This is a genomic window from Pseudomonas sp. NFACC05-1 (genome assembly GCF_900100135.1).
Classification (GTDB): Bacteria; Pseudomonadota; Gammaproteobacteria; order Pseudomonadales; family Pseudomonadaceae; genus Aquipseudomonas; species Aquipseudomonas fluorescens_Q.
In genome coordinates this window covers 496-21,574 of the sequence record NZ_FMTR01000032.1, presented here as the reverse complement: position 1 = coordinate 21,574, position 21,079 = coordinate 496, and the positions used below count along the sequence as shown (strand labels likewise).

Below are 21,079 nucleotides of genomic sequence, written 5' to 3'. Positions count from 1 at the left end.
TGCACCAGCGTGTTGACCGTGACTTTCTGCTCACGGGCAAAGCGCTGCAGCCGCGCCGTGGTTGGGGCATCGAGCAACTGCTCGTGTTCGCCGTGGCCATGGCGGGCATCGGTGCGGTTGTCCCGGGCAAAAGCCCCCGCCAGCAACGTCGGCTCGTCCAGTTCGGCCAGTTGCGCCTGCCAGAATTGCTCGTTGGCCCGTGGGTCTTGAGCCGACAGCCACTCGATGTAGTCGCGGTAGCATCCGGATGGTCGGGCCAGGACCTGGCCGCTGTAGCGTTGCAGCACTTCGCCGAGCAACTGCGAGTTGCTCCAGCCATCCATCAGGATGTGATGGCTGGTGTAGATCAAGTGATAGCGGTCCTCTGCCACGCGCGCCACCACCAGTCGCAGCAACGGCGCCGCATCCAGTTCAAAGCCCTGGCGCTGCGCCCATGCAAGGGCTTCAAGGTCCTGTGACAAATCCGGCCTGGCGCGCCAGTCGTGGGATACAAACGCAACCTCCAAGCGTTTGTGCACCACCTGCAAGGCGCGCTTGAATTCGCCTTCCCAGACAAAACTGCTGCGCAGCACGTCATGGGCGTCCATGGCCGCCTGCCAGGCCTGACGGAAGCGCTCGACGTCCAGGCCTTCGACATCTACCCGCAACTGATTGATGTAGTTGCCGGCCTGTTGCTCAAGCAACGTGTGGAACAGCATGCCCTGCTGCATCGGCGACAACGGATAGATGTCCTCGACCTGTCGCGGCGCCAGCGGCAAGGCGTCCAGTTGCGCCTGGGTCAACCCGGCCAGGGGGAAGTCCGACGGTGTGAAGCCCTGGTGTTGCGCCTGGCAGCAGTGCTCGATCAGCGCTTGCAACTCTTGACCGTAGTCCACCGCCAGCGCCTGGATCGTCGAGGCGTCGAACATCTGCGCGCTGAATGTCCAGTCGATGCTCAGCTCGCCCGCGTAGACACTGCCGTTGAGCGTCAACCAGTTGTCCAGCGGCGCCAGGGGGCTCTGTGGCTCGCCTGCCGCTTCACTGGCCGGGCTGAACAGCCCGTCGGCCTCCTCGGCAAAACCGCTGTCGAACTGGCCCAGGTAGTTGAAGGTGATCCGCGGCTTCGGCAGCGCCTCAAGGGTACGCCGCGTCTGCTCGTCGCCCAGGTAGCGCAATACACCGAATCCGAGGCCTTTGTCGGGGATCGCCCGCAATTGCTCCTTGATGGCCTTGATCGACTCCCCAGCGGTCGCTGCCGGTGTCAACCGCACCGGGAACAGACTGGTGAACCAGCCGACGCTGCGGCTCAGGTCCACGTCATCGAACAGCGCTTCACGGCCATGGCCTTCCAGTTGAATCAAGGTCGAGGCCTCTGCGGTCCATCGACCGATGACCCGGGCCAGGGCGGTCAACAGCAGATCGTTGACCTGGGTCCGATAGGCCGCTGGCGCTTGCTGCAAGAGCCGGCGGGTCTGGTCTTTGTCCAGTCGCGTCTGAACCTGCATCCCATCGCACCTGCGCAATTCGCCCTGAGGACGGTCGCAAGGCAGATCGTGACGAGCGCCCTCCAGTTGCGCTTGCCAATACGTCATCTGCGCCTGCAACGCCGCACTGTCGGCGTGCAATTTCAAGCGTTGCGCCCAGGCCTGCGTGGCACTGGTCTTGGCCGGCAGTTTGAGGGTCTGACCGGCTTGCAACTGCTGGTAAGCCTGTTGCAGGTCCTCCAGCAGAATGCGCCAGGACACACCGTCCACCACCAAGTGATGAATCACCAGTAACAGTCGTTGACTGCCGTCGGCGAGGTTAGCCAATACCCCACGTAGCAGCTCGCCGCTTTCCAGTGCCAGGCTGCGCTGGGCTTGTTCGGCCAAGCGTTCGAGCGCCGGGGCATCGGCCACTTCGGCGGTCCACAACAGCGGTGAACGTTGCCAAGCAGCCTGCTGCTCGGCGAGGGTTTGATGGTGCGCGGTCCAGCTGCCATTTTCGCGTTTGAAGGCCAGGCGCAAGGCATCGTGGTGGGTCACCAAGGCCTGGAGCGCCTGCTCCAGGTGCCCGCCGTGGATCGGTCGCAAGCCCTTGAGCAGTACCGACTGGTTCCAGTGGTGAGGCTCGGCCATGTCCTGTTCGAAAAACAACTGCTGGAACGGCAGCAACACCGCGTTCCCCGTCACCGGGCCCTGGTCGATGCCGGGGCGGCTGTCATCCAGGGTGGCCACGCTGGCGAGGCCTTGGATGGTCTGGTGGACGAACAAATCCTTGGGGCTGAAATGGATCCCGGCCTGACGGGCCCGGCTGACCACCTGGATGGAGATGATCGAATCGCCCCCCAGTTCGAAGAAGTTGTCGCTGACACCCACTTGCGCTTGCCCGAGCACGCTTTGCCAGATACCGGCCAGTGCCTGTTCCATGGCGGTATGCGCTGCGACGTAAGCCTTGGGGCTGGCGCTGAGATCGGCTGGGGGCAGCGCCTTGCGCTCCAGTTTGCCGTTGGGGCTGACCGGCATTTTTTCCAGCCACAACCAGTGCTGCGGCACCATGTAGTCGGGCAAGGACTGGCTCAAATGCGCCTTGAGGCGGCCTTGCAGCGCCTGGCGCACGGCCTCTTCGGCGCTCAGTAATTCAGTGCGTGTCGGCACCACGTAGGCCACCAGCAGGCTACCGCCCTGGGCGATCACCACGGTTTCGCGCACGTCATCGTGCTCGGCCAGGTGCGCTTCGATTTCCCCCAGTTCGATGCGCAGGCCACGGATTTTCACCTGATGGTCCATGCGCCCGGCGTATTCGATCACACCGTTGGTGCGGTAGCGCGCCAGGTCGCCAGTGCGGTACAGCCGCTGGCCGTGACCAAAGGGGCCGGTCACGAACCGCTCGGCCGTCAGCGCGGCGCGGCGGTGGTATCCACGGGCCAGTCCCTCACCCGCCAGGTACAGCTCGCCGATCACGCCCACCGGAACCGGCGAAAGCTCATCATCCAGGATGTAGGTGCCCAGGTTGGCGATCGGCTGGCCGATCGGCACGCTGTCGCGACCTTCCTCGACACAGGTCCAATGAGTCACGTCGATGGCCGCCTCGGTCGGGCCATAGAGGTTGTACAGGCCGGCGTTCGGCAGTTTGGCGAACACCTGCTGCTGGGCGTCCACCGGCAGGGCTTCACCGCTGCAAACGATGCGTGTGAGGCTGGTGCATTCGGCCACGTGGGGGTCTTGCACAAAAGCCTGCAACATCGATGGCACGAAGTGCAGCGTGGTGATGCGCTGTGCGGTGATCAACTCGATCAGTTGCGTCGGGTCGCGATGCACGCCCGGCGCGGCCACCACCAGGGTCGCGCCGGTCAGCAGCGGCCAGAAGAACTCCCACACCGACACGTCGAAACTGAACGGCGTTTTTTGCAGCACGCTGTCGGTGGCATCGAGCCCATAGGCCTGCTGCATCCAGCACAGACGGTTGACCAGCGCCGAATGACGATTGCCCGCGCCCTTGGGCTTGCCGGTGGAACCGGAGGTGTAGATCACGTAGGCCAGGTTCTCGCCGTCGACCACGACGTCTGGATTGCTGTCGCGATCTGCGTACACCCCGCCATCAGGCAGGTCCAGCACCAGGCTGTCGATCCCCTGCGGAATCGGCAACTGATCGAGCAAATGCTGCTGGGTCAGCAGCAAACCGATGCCGCTGTCCTCGAACATGTAGGCCAGGCGATCCCGTGGGTATTCCGGGTCCAGGGGCACATAGGCACCGCCGGCCTTGAGAATCGCCAACAGCCCCAGGACCATTTCCACCGAACGTTCCACGGCGATGCCCACCAACACATCCGGGCCGACGCCATGCTTGATCAAGGTGTGAGCGAGGCGATTGGCCCGGGCGTTGAGCTCGCCGTAGCTCAGGCGTTGCTCGCCAAACACCAGCGCCGGGGCATCCGGCGTCCGGCGTACCTGTTCTTCGATCAAACCCTGGACACTGCGATCGAGCGGATACGCAACCGCCGTCGCATTCCAGTCGACGAGCAGGCGCCGACGCTCGACAGCGTCCAGCAACGTCCACTGCGCAACCGGGCGATGCAGGTCCTGCACCAAGCCGTGCAACAGGTTGAGCCAATGCTGGCCCATGCGTTCGAGGGTGGCCGGCTCGAACAGGTCCGTCGCGTAGATCAACGCAGCGTGCAGGCCCTGCGGGCTGTCGGTGGTCTCCAGGCTCAGGTCGAACTGCGCGGTGCGCTGCGCCCAGCCAAGGGGTTCGACCGCCAGGCCCGGCAATGCGTCTTCAAAGACCGAGGCGGTTTCGTTGCGGTGGTTGAACATGGCCTGGAACAACGGGCTGTGGCTCAGGTTACGCTGGGGCTGCAAGGCATCGACCAATTGCTCGAACGGCAGGTCCTGATGCATCTGCGCCGCCATGGCCGTCTGCTTGAGTTGTTGCAGCAAATCGGCACCGGTCAGATCGCTGTGGAACTCGGCGCGCAGCACCTGGGTATTGACGAAGAAACCGATCAACCGTTCGGTTTCCAGGCGTTGACGGTTGGCAATCGGCACCCCGACACGGATGTCGGCCTGGCCGCTGTAGCGGTGCAGCAACGCCTGGAAAGAACCGAGCAACAACACGAACAGCGTGACGTTTTCCCGCCGGGCCAGGGCCTTGAGGGCATCGCTCAACGCAGGATCCAGCACAATCGGCAGCCGCGCCCCGCGCAGGCTTTGCTGGGCCGGGCGCGGATGGTCGGTGGGCAGTTCCAGCAGGGGTTGCTCGCTGCCCAGTTGCGCGGTCCAGTAGGCCAGTTGCCGATCCTGTTCGCCGGCGGCCATCCATTGGCGCTGCCAGACGGCATAGTCGGCGTATTGCACCTCCAGCGCTGGCAACATTGCGGGCTGCCCCTGGGCGAACGCCGAATACAGGCTCATCAGGTCGTCGACCATCACCTGCAACGACCACGCATCGGAAACGATGTGGTGCAGGGTCAGCGCCAGGACGTGGTCCTGCTCACCCAGCTCCAGCAATGCCACGCGCAGCAGCGCATCGTTCAAGAGGTCGAACGGGCGTTGTGTCTGCTCCTCGAGGAAGGCCTGAATGCTGGCCTCATCCGCTGCGCTCAGACGTTGTTCGACGAAGCTGACCTGCCCCTGCGGGCGAATCACCTGGCAGGTGCGTCCATCGTCCTCCACGAACACGGTGCGTAAGCTTTCATGCCGTTGCACCAGCGCTTCAAAGCTGCGGCGCAGGGCGACTTTGTCCAGGGTGCCGCGCAATCGCAGCGCCGTGGGAATGTTGTAGGCGGCACTGTCCGGGTCCATTTTCCACAGGAACCACTGGCGCTCCTGGGCAAACGACAGCGGCAGTGGCTTATCCCGCGCCACGGCGGCCATGGCCTGGGGCTGTACGCCCGACCCGGCGTCGAGGGCCGCGACAAAATCCTGCAACGTGCTGTATTCGAACAGGCTACGCAGCGGCACCTCGATGTCCAGCAGCCGACGAACCCGCGAGACCACTTGGGTCACCAGCAACGAGTGTCCGCCCAACTCGAAAAAGTTGTCGTGCAGCCCGACACGCTCAAGCTTGAGGACCTCCTGCCAGATCTGCGCCACTTGCTGCTCGCGCTGGCTGCGGGGCGCCACGTAGGCACGTTGCAATTCGCTGGCATCCGGGGCCGGCAACGCCTTGCGATCGACCTTGCCGTTGGGCGTCAGCGGCAGTTGCGCCAGGAACAACAGGTGCGCCGGAACCATGTACTCGGGCAACTGCGCCTTGAGCGCGGTTTTCAGCGAGGCGCGCAACGCGGCCTCGGCCTCGGCGTCCAACACCTCAGCCGTGACCGGCACCACATAGCCCACCAGTTGCGCCCCGGTCGGGCCTTCATGGGCCACCACCACGGTTTCACGCACGCTCGCCTGGGCCAGCAACGCCGCTTCGATTTCCCCCAGTTCGATCCGCAAGCCACGGATCTTCACTTGATGGTCGATACGGCCGATGTACTCGACCACGCCTTCGGCCCGATAACGGGTCAAGTCGCCAGTGCGGTACAGCCGCTCGCCCGTGCGCGAAAACGGATCGGGCACGAAACGTTCGGCGGTCAGGGCCGGGCGTTGGAAATAGCCGCGGGCCAGGCCTTCACCGCCAATCAACAGCTCACCCGGCGCGCCGGGTGGGTTGAGCGTCAGGTGGCTGCCGACGATGTACAGCGCGGTGTTGTCCAGGGGTTTGCCCAGGAATGGGCGGCTGCTTTCCAGGCTCAAGGGGTGCACCGCCGACCAGATCGTGGTTTCGGTCGGACCGTAGAGGTTCCAGACCTTCGACGAAAGGGCCAACAAGCGTTGCGCCAGTTCCAGGGGCAACGCCTCGCCGCCACACAGGAACGTGCGCCCGGCCAACAGCGCAGACTGCTCGTGATCCAGCAGCATGCGCCAGCTCGAAGGGGTGGCTTGCAATACGGTCACGTCATGGCGCTCGATCAGCGCCAGCACCGCTTGCGGATCCTGGTGGACGTTCTGGCCGGTCAGTACGATGCTGGCCCCGGCCGACAACGGGCCGTAGATTTCCAGGCCAAAAATGTCGAAGGAAAACGTCGTCAGGGAAAGCATGCGATCGCTGGCCACAAGGCCTGGCTGGGCGATCATGCTGACGACGAAATTGCTCAGCGCACCGTGGCGTACCATCACGCCCTTGGGTTTGCCGGTGGAACCGGAGGTGTAGATGACGTAGGCCAGATGCTCGGCGGTCAGTGGCACCACCGGACAGCTGCGCGGTGCGGCCTGCAGCGCGGCGTCGGGCTGGTCCAGCAACAGGGTCTGCAGGGTGGCCGGAATCGGCAGCAGCGCCTGCAAACGGGCCTGGGTCAACAGCAGTTCGATGCCGCTGTCCTCGATCATGTAGGCCAGGCGATCCTCGGGATACGCCGGGTCCAGGGGCACGTAGGCGCCACCGGCCTTGAGGATCGCCAGCAGGCCGACGATCATCTCGACGCTGCGCTCCACCGCGATGCCCACTGGCTGGTCAGGCGTCACGCCCAGGGCCATCAAGCGGTGGGCGAGCTGGTTGGCGCGCGCGTCCAGTTGCCCATGGGTCAGGGTCTGTCCATCGATGGTCAGCGCCAGCGCGTCGGGGGTCTGGCGCGCTTGTTCGGCGATGCGCCAGTGCACGCATCCGGTTCCGGCACCGTGGTCGGCCACGCGGTACCAGTCTTGCTGCGTCAGGCGCTGCTGGGCGGCGTCAAGCAACGGCAACTCACCGATACGTTGTTGCGGCGTCTCGACAATGCCTTGCAGCAGGTTCTGCCAGTGATGGGCCAGGCGTTCGATGGTCTGCGCTTCGAAAAGGTCGGTGGCGTAGGTCAGCTCGGCGGCAACACCCTGCTCGGTTTCATAGGTGCCCAGGGTCAGGTCGAACTGGGCGGTGCGCCCTTCCCACACCAGGTCCTCGATGCTCAGCCGTGGCAGCTGCAACTGCCGGTCCTGGGTATCACTGGCTGTCTGGTGGTTGAACATGACCTGGAAGATCGGGCTGTGGCTCAGGCTGCGTTCCGGTTGCAGGGCTTCGATCAACTGCTCGAAGGGCAAGTCCTGATGAGCCTGGGCGGCCATGGCCGACTGCTTGACCTGAGCGAGTAAGCGATCGAACGGCAACTGCCCATCGACATCGGCGCTGAGCACCTGGGTGTTGACGAAAAAGCCGATCAGGCCCTCGGTCTCGACCCGGTTGCGGTTGGCCACGGGCACGCCGACGCGGATCTGCGGCTGGCCACTGTAGCGGTGCAGCAACGCCTGGAACGAGGCCAGCAACACCATGAACAAACTGGCCCCTTCACGTTGGGCCAGTTGCTTGAGCGCCGCGCCCAGTTCCGGCGACAGGTTCAGGTCCAGGCGCGCACCGCGAAAACTCTGCACGGGTGGGCGTGGGTGATCGAGGGGCAGCTCTAAAACTGGTTGTTCGCCACCCAGGGTCTGGAGCCAATAGGCCAGTTGCCGCTCGCGCTCACCGGCCTCGAGCCAGTGGCGCTGCCAGATGGCGTAGTCGGCGTACTGCACGGTCAGTTCCGGGAGTTCCAGTGGCTGGCCGGCAGTGTCCGCAGCGTAATGGCGGACCAGCTCATCCACCAGCACCTGCATCGACCAGCCATCGGAGATGATGTGGTGCTGGATCAGCGCCAGCACATGGTCGTCTTCGGCGATTTGCAACAGTGAAACCCGCAGCAGCGGCCCTTGGCGCAGATCGAATGGGCGCGCGCTTTGCGCCTCGACGAAGGCCTTGATGCTGTCGTCCTGGCTGGCTGGCGAACCGGCGGGCAACGCGTGGACCGCAATACGCAGCGGCATGTGCGGGTGGATGACCTGCACGGCCTGCTCGCCATGCTCGATGAAAGTGGTGCGCAAGCTCTCGTGGCGCTCGACCAGGGCGTTGAAGCTGCGCTCCAGGGCGGCCACGTCCAACGGCCCCTTGAGGCGCAGGGCACTGGGGATGTGATAGGCCGAGCTGTGCGGGTCCATCTGCCACAGGAACCACTGGCGTTCCTGGGCATAGGACAGCGCGATGTGTTCAAACCCGGAGCGCACCTCGGGGATCGGCAGGTTGGCCGGCGAGACGCCCTCTTCGAGCATTTTTTCCAGGTACAGCCGGCGTTTGTCCAGCGGCAGAGTGATAAAGCGCTTGGCAATCCTCAAAGCAACACTCTTATCCATCAGACTTCCTCCATTTCATCAAGCAGGGCTTCCAGCTTGTTCAGTTTCTGTTCGTTGATTGGCCCGTCCCCGATGTCCAGTTGCGCGACAAAGTCCCTCAGGACGGGGTGCTGGAAAATCAGTTGCGGGGTCAGGCTCAGCCCCAATTCGAGGGCCAGACGCGAGACGGCATTGACCGCCAGCAGCGAATGGCCGCCCAGCTCGAAGAAGTGATCGTTCAAACCCACGCGTTCCACCGTGAGCACCTGGGCCCAGATCGCCGCGACCTGCTGCTCGAGTTCACTGGCCGGCGCGACATAACCGGTTTGCAGCAAGCCGGTCTCCGGGGCCGGCAAGGCCTTGCGGTCGAGCTTGCCGTTGGGCGTCAGCGGCAGTTGATCGAGGAACAGCAGGTGCGCCGGAATCATGTAGTCGGGCAAGTGTTCCCTGAGACCGGCCTTGAGCTGATCGCGCAGGGCACGCAGCGCTTCGGTGACGTCCAGGTCCAGCGCTGGGGCGACCACGTAGGCCACCAGTTGCTGGCCTCCCGCCGCGTCCTGGGCCAGGACGGCCACCTCAAGCACCTCGGGTTGTTGCAGCAGCCGCGCTTCGATTTCCCCCAACTCGATACGGAAGCCGCGGATCTTCACCTGATGGTCGATCCGGCCCTGATATTCGAGCACGCCATCGACGCGATAACGGCTCAGGTCGCCAGTGCGATACAAGCGCTCGCCGTTGCTGGAAAACGGGTTGGGCACGTACTTCTCGGCGGTCATCGCGGCACGGCCGAGGTAGCCACGGGTGATGCCCGCGCCGCTCAGGTACAGCTCGGCCGAGACGCCTTGGGGCACCGCTTGCAGGTTAGCGTCCAGCAGGTAACTGGCGGTGTGCTTGAGGGGCCGGCCGATGTTCGCGGTGCCGCCGACGGTGCGGCGGGTCCAGGTGGAATAGGTGGTGTCTTCCGATGGGCCGTAGAGGTCGTAGACATGCTCGCTGCCACACTGGTACAGCGCTTCCACCAGGCTCTGCTTCAACGGCTCACCGGCCAGGTTGATGATGCGCACGCTGGCCGGGATTTCACCGCTGCGCTGCAACGCGGCAATGGCCGATGGCACGGTGTTGACCAGGCGCACCTGATCCCGGGCCGGCAGGTGCGGCAACTCCAACGCGTTACGAGCGATGATCAGCGAGCCGCCATTGGCCAGGGTCACGAACAGCTCCCACACCGACAAGTCGAAACACACGGAAGTCGATGCGAGCACGCCTTGGATATCGTCGCGGCTGTAGACCGATTTCGACCAGTCGATCAGCGCCAGCACGTTGCGATGGGCAATCGCCACGCCCTTGGGCTTGCCGGTGGAGCCGGAGGTGTAGATCACGTAGGCGAGGTTGTCTGGCGTGACCTGGGTGTGGGGTGCGCTCAGCGGGTAGTGCGTCAGGTCGAGTTGATCCAGCATCAACACAGCGGTCTCGGTCGCAACGGTCAGCGTCGCCGCCACCGCTTGCTCGGTCAGCAGCACCCGCGCGCCGCTGTCGTCGAGCATGTAGGCCACACGTTCGGCCGGATAGTCCGGGTCCAGCGGGACGTAGGCGCCACCGGCCTTGAGCACCGCCAGCAAGGCAATCAGCAACTGCTCGGAACGCGGCATTGCCACGCCCACTCGCACTTCCGGGCCCACACCCAGTTCGATGAGTCTATGGGCCAGGCGATTGGCCTGGCCGTCCAATTCGCGGTAGCTCAGACGGGTGTTGGCGAAGGTCACCGCCAGGGCACCTGGCGTGGCTTCGACCTGACGAGCGATCATCTGGTGAATGCACAGCGTTTGCTCGAACGGGGCGTCCACCGGGTTCCAGTCATGGGTCAGACGCTGATGCTCATCGAACTCAAGCATCGACAGTTCACCCAGGCAGCGCTCGCCATGGGCGGTCATCTGCCCCAACAGTTGAGCCAGGTGCGCCGCCAGCCGTGCCACGCTGGCGGGCTCAAAACTGGCCCGCTGGTAGCTCATGTGCACTGACAACTGCCGATCGAGGCCCACCAACAGCGTCAGCGGGTAGTTGGTCTGCTCCTGGGTGGCCACCGGGCCGAAGCGCAGGCCGTCTGGCGCGCCTTGCTCCAAGGCTTGGGCAATCGGGTAGTTCTCGAACACCAGCAGGCTGTCGAACAGCGTTTCACCGCCCTGCCCGGCCCAGCGCTGGATGTCCAGCAACGCGGTGTGCTCGAACTCCCGCAGCGCCAGGTTCTGCCCTTGCACGGCCTGCAGCCAACTGTCCAGGGATTGCTCGGCCCGCGGGCTGGCGATCACCGGCAAGGTGTTGATGAACAGGCCGATCTGCTGCTCGATGCCGGGCACATCCGCCGGGCGGCCGGCGACCGTCGCACCGAAGGCCACCGTGTCTCGACCGGTGTAACGCTGCAACAGCAGCAGCCATGCCGCCTGCACCAAGGTGTTGACGGTGACTTTCGAGGCACGGGCAAAGGCTTCCAGGCGTCGGGTCAGCGCTTCGTCCAGCACCTGGACATGATCGCCATGACCGGCCTGGGCCTGGGCCGGCTTCGCCATGACGTCGGCCAGGCGCGTCGGGGTCTCCAGGCGTCGCAGCGCAGGCGTCCAGAACGCTTCGCTGGCGGCCTCGTCCTGGCGTTGCAGCCAGGCAATGTAATCGCGATAACGCCCGGCCGGACGGACCACGCTCTCCCCCCGGTAATGCTGCAAGACTTCGCCGAGCAACTGCGCGCTGCTCCAGCCGTCCATCAGGATGTGATGGTTGGTGTAGATCAGGTGATGACGGTCGGAGGCGGTGCGCACCAGCACCAGGCGCATCAGCGGCGCCCGGGTCAGGTCCACGCCTTGGGCACGTTCTGCGTCGGCGAGGGTTTGCAGGGCGTCATCAATATCAGTGCGCCCGTTCCAGTCGAGCACACGGAACGGCACCTCGACCTGTCGCTGCACGATCTGCACCGGCTGCGCCAGGTCGCCCTGCCAGAAGAAGCCGCTGCGCAGGATGTCATGGGCATCGACCACGGCTTGCCAGGCGGTGCGGAAACGCTGCGGGTCGATGCCCTCGACGTCGAGGCGCATCTGGTTGATGTAGTCGCCACTGTCCTGCTCGAGCACGGTATGAAACAGCATGCCCTGCTGCATCGGTGACAGCGGGTAGATGTCGTCGATGGCCTGGGGGTGTTGGACCAGGGTGTCGAGTTGCGCCTGGGTCAGCCGCGCCAAGGGGAAATCCGACGGCGTCACGCCACGGCTGTTGTCGTCGCAGCAATGGGCGATGAGCGCGGTGAGTTCCTGTACATAGTCATCGGCCAGGCGCTGGATGGTCGCGGCGTCGAACCTGTCGCCGCTGAAGGTCCAGCTCAAGTCCAGCTCGCCGCCGAACACTTGGCCGTCGAGGGCCAGCGGGCTGCCCAGCGGGCCTTGCAGGTTCACTTCTTCGCCGCCGCGCTCGGTGGTCGGCACGAACAAGGCCTCGTCGGCCCCATCGAAGCTGCCGTCAAACTGGCCGAGGTAGTTGAAGGTCAGTTGCGGTTTCGGCAAGGCTTGCAGGGTTTGGCGCGCAGAGTCATCGCCCAGGTGCGCCAAGGCGCCGAAGCCAATGCCCTTGTTGGGAATGGCGCGCAGTTGCTCCTTGATCTGCTTCAGCGAGGCGCCGAGATCGGCAGCCGGGGTCAGCTTCGCGGGGAACAGGCTGGTGAACCAGCCGACGGTACGAGTCAGGTCGACGTGGGCGAACAACTCTTCGCGGCCGTGGCCTTCGAGTTGCACCCACACGCTGTCGTCGCCGGTCCAGCGCACCATCACCCGCGCCAGCGCGGTCAGCAGCAGGTCGTTGACCTGGGTGCGGTAGGCCGCCGGGGCCTGCTGCAACAGTTGCCGGGTGAGGGTTTTATCGAGTGCCGTGCGAATCGTCACGGCTTGGCTGTGTTGCTGCCCGCCCTGGGGATTATCCCACGGCAACCCCGCCGAAGCGCCTTGCAACTGTTGCTGCCAAAAGCCCAGTTCGGCCTGCAAGGGTGCGCTGGCCGCGTAGTCCTGCAACGCGGCGGCCCAGGCTTTGACCGCACTGGTCTTGGCCGGCAGTTGCACCGCCGTGCCCGCGAGCATCTGCCGATAAGCGCTTTGCAGGTCTTCGAACAGAATCCGCCAGGACACCCCGTCCACCACCAGGTGATGCACGATCAGCAACAGCCGCTGCGTGCCATCGGCGAGGTTCGCCAGCAGCGCGCGCAGCAGCGGGCCGCCGTCCAGTTGCAGGCTGCGCTGGGCCCGATTGCCCAGCACTTCCAGCTCAGCGAGATCGGCGACGTCGGCCTGCCACAGCAGCGTGCCAGCGGCCTGCGCCTCGACGTCACGGTAACGCGCGGTCCAGCCTTCGCCCTGCTCGATAAAGTCCAGGCGCAAGCTGTCGTGGTGCTCGATCAGCGCGCCCAAGGCCTGCTCCAGCGCCTGTGCATCCAGCGCCTGCGTCGGCTTGAGCATCACCGATTGGTTCCAGTGATGGCGGTCGGGAATCGGCTGGGCGAAGAACCATTGATGGATCGGCAGCAGTGCGGTTTCGCCGGTCACGGGTTGCTGGTCGATCGGTTGCAGCGGCGCGCCCGCCTGGACCACGGCGGCCAGGGCCTCGATGGTCTGGTGCTGGAACAGATCCTTCGGCGTGAATTGGATACCGACCTGGCGGGCGCGACTGACCACCTGGATCGAGACGATGGAATCGCCGCCCAGTTCGAAGAAATTGTCCTGCAGGCCGACTTGCCCAAGCTTGAGCACGTCCTGCCAGATGGTCGCCAGTTGCTGCTCCAGCGGGCTGCGCGGCGCCACGTAGGTTTGCTGCAATTGGCTGACGTCGGGCTTGGGCAGGTTCTTGCGGTCGAGCTTGCCGTTGGGGGTCAGCGGCAAGCGTTCAAGCAGCAGCAGATAGGCCGGGACCATGTGCGCCGGCAGGGTCGCCTTGAGCTGTTCGCGCAGGTGCTCGGCGAAATCCTTGCGCACGGGTTCATCGGCCACCGCATAGGCAACCAGGCGCTTGCCGCTACCAGCCGGGCCTTCTTGAGCCACGACGACCGTTTCGCGCACGCCATCCAGGGCTTGCAGGCTGGCCTCGACTTCGCCCAGTTCGATGCGGAAACCGCGGATCTTCACTTGGTTGTCGATACGGTCCAGGTAATCGAAGGTGCCGTCGGCGCGTTGGCGCACCAGGTCGCCGGTGCGGTACAGCAAGCCGCCTTCCGCGCTGAACGGATCAGCGACAAAGCGCTCGGCCGTCAGCCCCGGGCGGTTCAGGTAACCCCGGGCCAGGCCGCTGCCGCCCAGGTACAACTCGCCGGCCATGCCTTGGGGCAGCAGGTTCAAGTCAGCATCCAGCACGTAGGCGCTGCGGTCGCCGATGCGGCTGCCGATGGGCGCATACGCGGCGCCGCACGTCACGTCACGACCGGCCTTCCAGATCAGCGGCGTGACCACGGTTTCGGTCGGGCCGTAGCCGTTGATGATGAAGTCCGGATCGAGGGCGCGCTTGACCCGTTCGAAACTGGCGTTGGGCACCGCATCGCCGCCGAAGCAATAGATGCGCACCCTGGGCGGGTTGCCTTCGCGCTCGGCGTGTTCGGCCAGTTGTTGCAGGTACACCGGCGGGAACGCCACCACCGTCACGCCGTGCTCGCGCATCGCGTTATAGGTCTGCTCCGGGGTCCACAGACTGTCGTCACGAATCAGCAGCGAGGCACCATGGGTCAGGCTGGTGAGCCAGCGCTCATGGGCACCGTCGAAGGCGAAGGACATGAAATGGAATTCGCAATCGTTGTCGCGCATTTCATAGCGCTCGCCGATGGCCTGGCAGTGCATCGCCAGCGGTCCATGGGCCACGCTCACACCCTTGGGATTGCCGGTGGAACCGGAGGTGTAGATCACGTAGGCAAGGTTCTGTGGATCGACCTCGATCGCAGGTGCATGAATGGGTTGCAGGCTCAGGTCCAGGCGATCGAGTTCCAGCACCTGTGCGGCACGTTCCAGGGGCAACTGCGCCGACACGCGAGAATCGGTGAGCAACAGCGCCAGCCCCGAATCCTCGATCAGGTACGCCAGGCGTTCACGGGGGTAGCTGGTGTCCAGCGGCACGTAGGCAGCGCCGGCCTTGAGCACCGCCAGCAGCGCGACGATCACCCCTTCGCTGCGCGGCAGGGCCACGCCGACGCGGGTTTCCGGGCCCACGCCACGGGCGACCAGTGCATGAGCCAATTGGTTGGCCCGACGGTCGATGTCGCCGTAGCTGAAACGTTGTCCATCGAAGATCACCGCGGTGCTGTGCGGTTTCAGCGCCGCCAGATGGGCGATGCGTTGATGCACGGCAATGTCGGTCGGGTACGGTTGCGGGTGGTTGGCAGCCTGTTGCGCTTTATGTTCCTCATCGCTGGCCAGGGCGATCTCACCGAGGCGACGCTCGGCGGACTCGGCAAACCGTTCCAGCAGGTGCAGCAATTGCGCACTCAAGCGCTCGATGGTCGCGACGCTGAAATGCGCCTGGTCAAAACTCATGTGCAGCGCCAGCGTCTCGCCCAAGGTCACGCCCAGGGTCAGCGGGTAGTGCGTCTGATCCTGGTTGGCGACTTCGCCGAACACCACGCCTTGGGCGGTGCCACGTTGCAACGCCGCGGAGATCGGGAAGTTTTCGAACACCAGCAGGCTGTCGAACAGCGCTCCCCCGCCCTGCCCGGCCCAGCGCTGGATGTTTGCCAGCGGCGTGTGCTCGAACTCGCGCAAGCTCAGGTTCCGGGCTTGCACGGCGGCCAACCAGGCAGCGACCGTCTGGTCCGGACGCGAGCCTGCGATCACTGGCAAGGTGTTGATGAACAGGCCGACCTGTTGTTCGATGCCAACCAGTTCTGCCGGTCGCCCGGCCACGGTGGTGCCGAACGCCACGCAGTCGCTACCCGTGTAACGCTGCAACAGCAGCAGCCACGCCGCTTGCACCAAGGTGTTGACGGTGACTTTCTGCTGGCGGGCGAATGCGTTGAGACGGCCCGTGCGCGGCGCATCCAGCGTGTAATGCCTGAGCGCGTGAGCGCTTTCGCTGCGCACTTCAGCACTCGCCGCGGCGGCGTTTGCGAGCAGCGTCGGCTCCTGGAGATCGGCCAGTTGCCCCAGCCAGAACGTTTCGCTGAGGGCTGTGTCCTGGCGCTGCAACCATTGGATGTAATCGGCGTAGCGGCTGACCGGACGCGGCGGCTGTTGACCGGCGTAGCGTTGCAGCACTTCGCCAAGCATCTGCGCGCTGCTCCAGCCGTCCATCAGGATGTGATGGTTGGTGAAAATCAGGTGATGACGCTCATCGCTCAGCTGAATCAGCGTGACCCGCAGCAGTCCGGCCTGAGTCAGGTCGAACCCCTTGGCCAGGTCGGCGGCGGTGAAATCCTTGAGGGCCTGGGCGACATCATGGCGCCCGCGCCAATCGAGCAGGGTGTAAGGCAGCGCCAGGCGGCGATGGATGATCTGCAACTGCTCCTGCAACTCACCCTGCCAGATGAAGCCGCTGCGCAAGATCTCGTGGGCGTCCAGGGTCGCCTGCCACGCGGCGCGGAAACGCTCGGGGTCGAGGCCATCGACATCCACGCATAACTGGTTGATGTAGGTGCCGGTGCCCTGCTCATACAAGGTGTGGAACAGCATGCCTTGCTGCATCGGCGACAGCGGGTAGATGTCCTCGATAGCGGCAGCCGGCACTGGGATCGCGTCCAACTGCGCCTGGGTGATGCGCGCCAGCGGGAAGTCCGACGGTGTGATGCCCATGGATTGGGCCTGGCAACAATGGTCGATCAGCGCTTCCAGTTCGCGGGCATAGTCATCGGCCAGACGGGCGATGGTCGCCTCGTTGAATTGCTCAGTGCTGAACGTCCAACGCAAATCGAGCTCGCCGTCGTAGACCTGACCCTCGACGCCCAGCCCGTTGTCCAGCGGCGCATCGAGGCTCTGCTCGAGCCCGGCGCTTTCGCCCGCCGGGCTGAACAGCGCGCCCTCGCTGGCATCGAAACTGCCGTCGAACTGGCCGAGGTAATTGAAGGTGATGCACGGCAATGGCAAGGCCTTGAGACAGGCTTGTGCCGCGTCGTCGCCCAGGTAGCGCAGCACACCAAAACTTATGCCCTTGTTCGGGATCGCCCGCAACTGCTCCTTGATCTGCTTGATCGCGGCGCCCACGCTATCGGCAGGAGTCAGCCGCACCGGGAACAGGCTGGTGAACCAGCCGACCGTACGGGTCAGATCGACGTCACTGAACAGCTCTTCGCGGCCATGGCCTTCCAGTTGAATCAGCGTGTCGGCATGCCCGGTCCAGCGGCAGATCACTCGCGCCAGGGCGGTCAGCAGCAGGTCGTTGACCTGGGTGCGATACGCCGCGGGGGCCTGTTGCAGCAGTTGCTGGGTGAGGGTTTTGTCGAGTCGGCTGTGCAGCACTTTTGCGTATCGGCTTTGCCGGCTGCCTTGGGGATTGTCCCAGGGCAGATCCATCATGGCGCCTTGCAGTTGTTGCTGCCAGAAGGTCAATTCGGCGCGCAGCGTTTCAGTGCTCGCGTAGGCCTGCAGATGTTCGCCCCAGGCCTTGTAGGCGCTGGTCTTGGCCGGCAACTGGAGGGCGGCTCCGGCGCTGGCCTGTTGATAAGCCCGTTGCAGGTCTTCCAGCAGGATGCGCCACGACACGCCGTCCACGGCCAGGTGGTGCACGGCCAGTAACAGACGCTGGCTGCCATCGGCCATGTTCGCCAGTACTGCACGCAGCAGCGGGCCCCTTTGCAAATCCAGGCTGCGCTGGGCCTTCGCACAGAGGTCTTGCAGCTCAGCGGCGCTCAGGTTATCCGCGGTCCACAGCAACTCGGGGTCGATCGCCACCGGCGCCACGTCGGCGCGCCAGCCCGTCGGGGTTTCGGTGAAGCGCGAACGCAAGGCATCGTGATGCGCCACCAAGGCGTTGAGGGCCTGCATCAGCGCTGGCGCCTGCAACGGCAGGTGGCTGCGCAACAGGACAGCCTGGTTCCAGTGGTGACGCTGGGCAATGGTGTCCTCGAAAAACACCTGCTGGATGGGCAGCAACGGCAGCTCGCCGCTGACCGGCCCTTGATCGATCTGCAGGCCACTGCCGCCCTGCTGCGCGACACTCGCCAGGCCTTGTACGGTTTGATGCTGGAACAGGTCACGGGGGGTGAAATGGATCCCGGCCTGTCGCGAACGGCTGACCACCTGGATCGAGATGATCGAGTCGCCGCCCAGCTCGAAAAAGTTGTCGGTCAGGCCGACCTGTTCAAGCTTGAGCACGTCCTGCCAAATGGCCGCGATGCCTCGTTCCAGCTCACTGCGGGGCGCGATGAAGGCTTGCTGCAGCTGGCTGGCATCGGCTGAAGGCAAGGCCTTGCGGTCGAGCTTACCGCTGGGGCTCAGCGGCAATTGCGCCAGGAACAGCCATTGCGTGGGCACCATGTAATCCGGCAGGTGATCCTTGAGCTGCGCCTTCAGGGTGTCCCGCGCCGCGCCCTGCACCTCGGCCGAGGCCGACACCAGCGAGGCATCCTGGGGCACCACGTAGCCCACCAGTTGCAGGCTGCTGCCACCCTGCACCGCCAGCACGACGGCTGCGTTTACCGCGTCCAGTTCCAGCAGGCGTGCTTCGACTTCGCCCAGCTCGATGCGCAAACCGCGGATCTTTACTTGATGATCAACGCGCCCGACGTATTCGATCTGGCCCAAGGTGTTGAAACGTGTCAGGTCGCCGGTGCGATACAGGCGCGCGCCGGTGGTGGAAAACGGATCGGGAATGAACCGTTCGGCGGTCAAACCCGGACGCTGGAAGTAACCACGCGCCAGCAGCTCGCCGCCAATCAGCAACTCGCCGACCACGCCCACCGGTGTGGGTTCGAGGTGCCCATCGAGCAGATAGGTATGCCTGCCTAGCAGCGGTTGACCAATGGGCAAGGTCAACGGCAGCGGCCGGCGATTGAAGACGTAATCGCTGCAATCAAGGGTGGTGGCGGTGACCGTGGCTTCGGTCGGGCCGTAGGTGTTGAGCAGCTTGACCCGCTCGAGCCCGGCCCGACGCCAGGCCTGCACGCCTTCGGGCGGCATCGCCTCGCCACCGCTGTGCACCTGGCGCAGCGCCGCGTAGTCACGCGGGCCGGCAGCGGCGAACTCCTTGGCGATCATGTTCCAGTAGGCGGTGGTCAGGTCCATGACCGTAATGCCCTGCTCGACGATGTGGCGGTACAGGGTTTCGCTGTCCCACACCTCGTTGCCACGCAGCAGCACCGAGGCGCCGCAGGTCAGCGGCCCGAACAGTTGCTCGCCAAAGGCATCGAAGTTGAACGTGGCGAATTGCAGCACGCAGTCGGCACTGCTCAAGCCGTAATAGTGCTGCGAGGCGAACGCATGCTTGCTCAGCGCGCCGTGGCTGATGCCGACGCCTTTCGGGCGCCCGGTCGAGCCGGAGGTGAACATGACGTAGGCCAGGCTGTCGGCCCACACCTGGCGTTGCAAATTGCCGGGCTCAGTGTCTTCCCAAGACGGGCTCTGATCCAGGCACAAGCAACGCACGCCCTCGGGCACAGGCAGGCGTTCAAGCCAATGGCTTTGGGTCAGGAGCAGGCGACTGGCGCTGTCTTGAATCATGAACCGCAGGCGATCAACCGGGTACTGAGGGTCCAGCGGCACGTACGCACCACCAGCCTTGAGCACGGCAAGAATGGCGACCACCAGTTCCAGGCTGCGGTCGACGGCAATGCCCACCAGCACATCAGGACCGACACCCGCCGCCACCAACGTGCGCGCCAGGCGATTGGATCGGGCGTTGAGCTGGCCATAGGTCAATCGTTGTCCGTCGCAGATCAAGGCGATGACGTCCGGGCTGCGTTCAGCTTGCGCCTCGAACAGCTCGTGTACCGGGCGCTCGCTCGGCCAGGTCGTGTCGTGGCGTCCCCACTCTGTCACCAACTGGCGATATTCAGCCGGCGCCAGCAACGCGAGTTCGCCGACCCGCTGCTGTGGGTCGGCGACGATGTTGCGCAACAGCAGCGTCCAGTGCCGCGCCATGCGCTCGATGGTTTCGGGGTTGAACAAATCACTGGCGTAGGTGAACGCGGCATGCAATTGGCCGCCCTTTTCGTAGGTGTCCAGGCTCAAGTCGAACTGGGTGCTGCGCGATTCCCACTCGATGACACCCAGCTCCAGACCGCTGCCGACTTTCAGCGTGGTGACGTCGGCCACTTCCGGCTGGTGGTTGTACATCACCTGGAACAATGGGTTGTAGCTCAGGCTGCGCTCAAGCTTCAGCGCCTCGACCAGTCGTTCGAAGGGCAGGTCCTGGTGGGCCTGGGCGCCGAGGGCGGTTTCCTTGACGTCACGCAACAGGTCGCCAAGGCGGGCCTGGCCATCCACTTGCACCCGCAACACCTGGGTGTTGACGAAGAAACCGATCAGCCCTTCGATTTCCTGGCGGTTGCGGTTGGCGACCGGGACCCCGACCCGCAGGTCGTCTTGTCCGGTGTAACGGTGCAGCAGGACACTGAAGGTACCCAGCAACAGCATGAACAAGGTCACCCCGTGCTGCCGGGCAACGCCGCGCAGTTGCTCGACCAGCGCGGCCTCCACCACATGCTCCAGGCGGCGACCGCGATAGCTCGGCAGCACCGGGCGTGGGTAGTCGAGAGGCAGTTCCAACACCGGATGCTCGTCGCCCAGTTGCGCCTGCCAGTAGTCGAGTTGCCGCTGCAGCTCACCGGCCTCCAGCCAACGCCGTTGCCACAGGGCGTAGTCGCTGTACTGGATCGGCAAGTCGGCCAACTGCGGAGCAACGCCTGCCTCATGGGCGTCGTAGAAACGGATGAACTCATCGATCAACACGTTCATGGACCAGCCATCGGAGACGATGTGGTGCAGGGTCAGCAGCAGCACGTGTTCCTGCTCATCGAGCTTGAGCAATTCAACCCGCAGCAACGGGCCGTTGGACAAGTCGAAGGGCCGCATCGACTGGGCCTCGGCGGCCAGGCGAACCGCCTGCTCACGCTCGTCGGCCGGCATGGCACTGAAGTCCGCGTGGTCGATCACCAGGGGCGCGCTGGCCGGCACTTGCAGGAGGCGGTCGTCGGCCTGGCGCTGGAACACTGTGCGCAGGGTTTCATGCCGCGCCACCAGGCTGGCGAAGGCCTGCTCCAGGGCCGGCAGGCTCAACACTCCGCTAAGCCGCACCGCCCCGGGCAGGTTGTAGGCGCCGCTGTCCGGCTCCAGCTGCCAAAGGAACCACATGCGCTGCTGGGCATAGGACAACGCCTGGCGATCCTCGGCCTCGACGCCCTGGGGGATGGGGAAACCGCTGAACTCCACGCCCTCCTTGGCCAGCGCCGCGAGGAACATCCGGCGCTTGTCCAGGGGCAACCCGATAAACCGGCGAGCAAGTTTCAAGGCGTCTTCAGCATTCAT

Annotated in this window: 2 protein-coding genes (1 of these 2 cut by a window edge); both read right to left on the bottom strand. The window is 64.8% G+C overall.

The window, feature by feature from the left end; all coding sequences use genetic code 11:
• A protein-coding gene (locus tag BLO97_RS27760) for a non-ribosomal peptide synthetase (RefSeq protein WP_092349193.1) crosses the window boundary here: on the bottom strand, positions 1 to 8,639 show its 5' portion. 4,897 nt of this gene lie to the left of the window's left edge; 8,639 of the gene's 13,536 nt are visible here — the first part of the coding sequence; it begins with the start codon at positions 8,637 to 8,639; its stop codon lies beyond the left edge, outside the window.
• A complete protein-coding gene (locus BLO97_RS27755) occupies positions 8,639 to 21,079 on the bottom strand; it encodes a non-ribosomal peptide synthetase (protein WP_092349190.1) in 12,441 nt (4,146 codons plus the stop codon). The genes BLO97_RS27760 and BLO97_RS27755 overlap by 1 nt, the downstream gene beginning before the upstream one ends.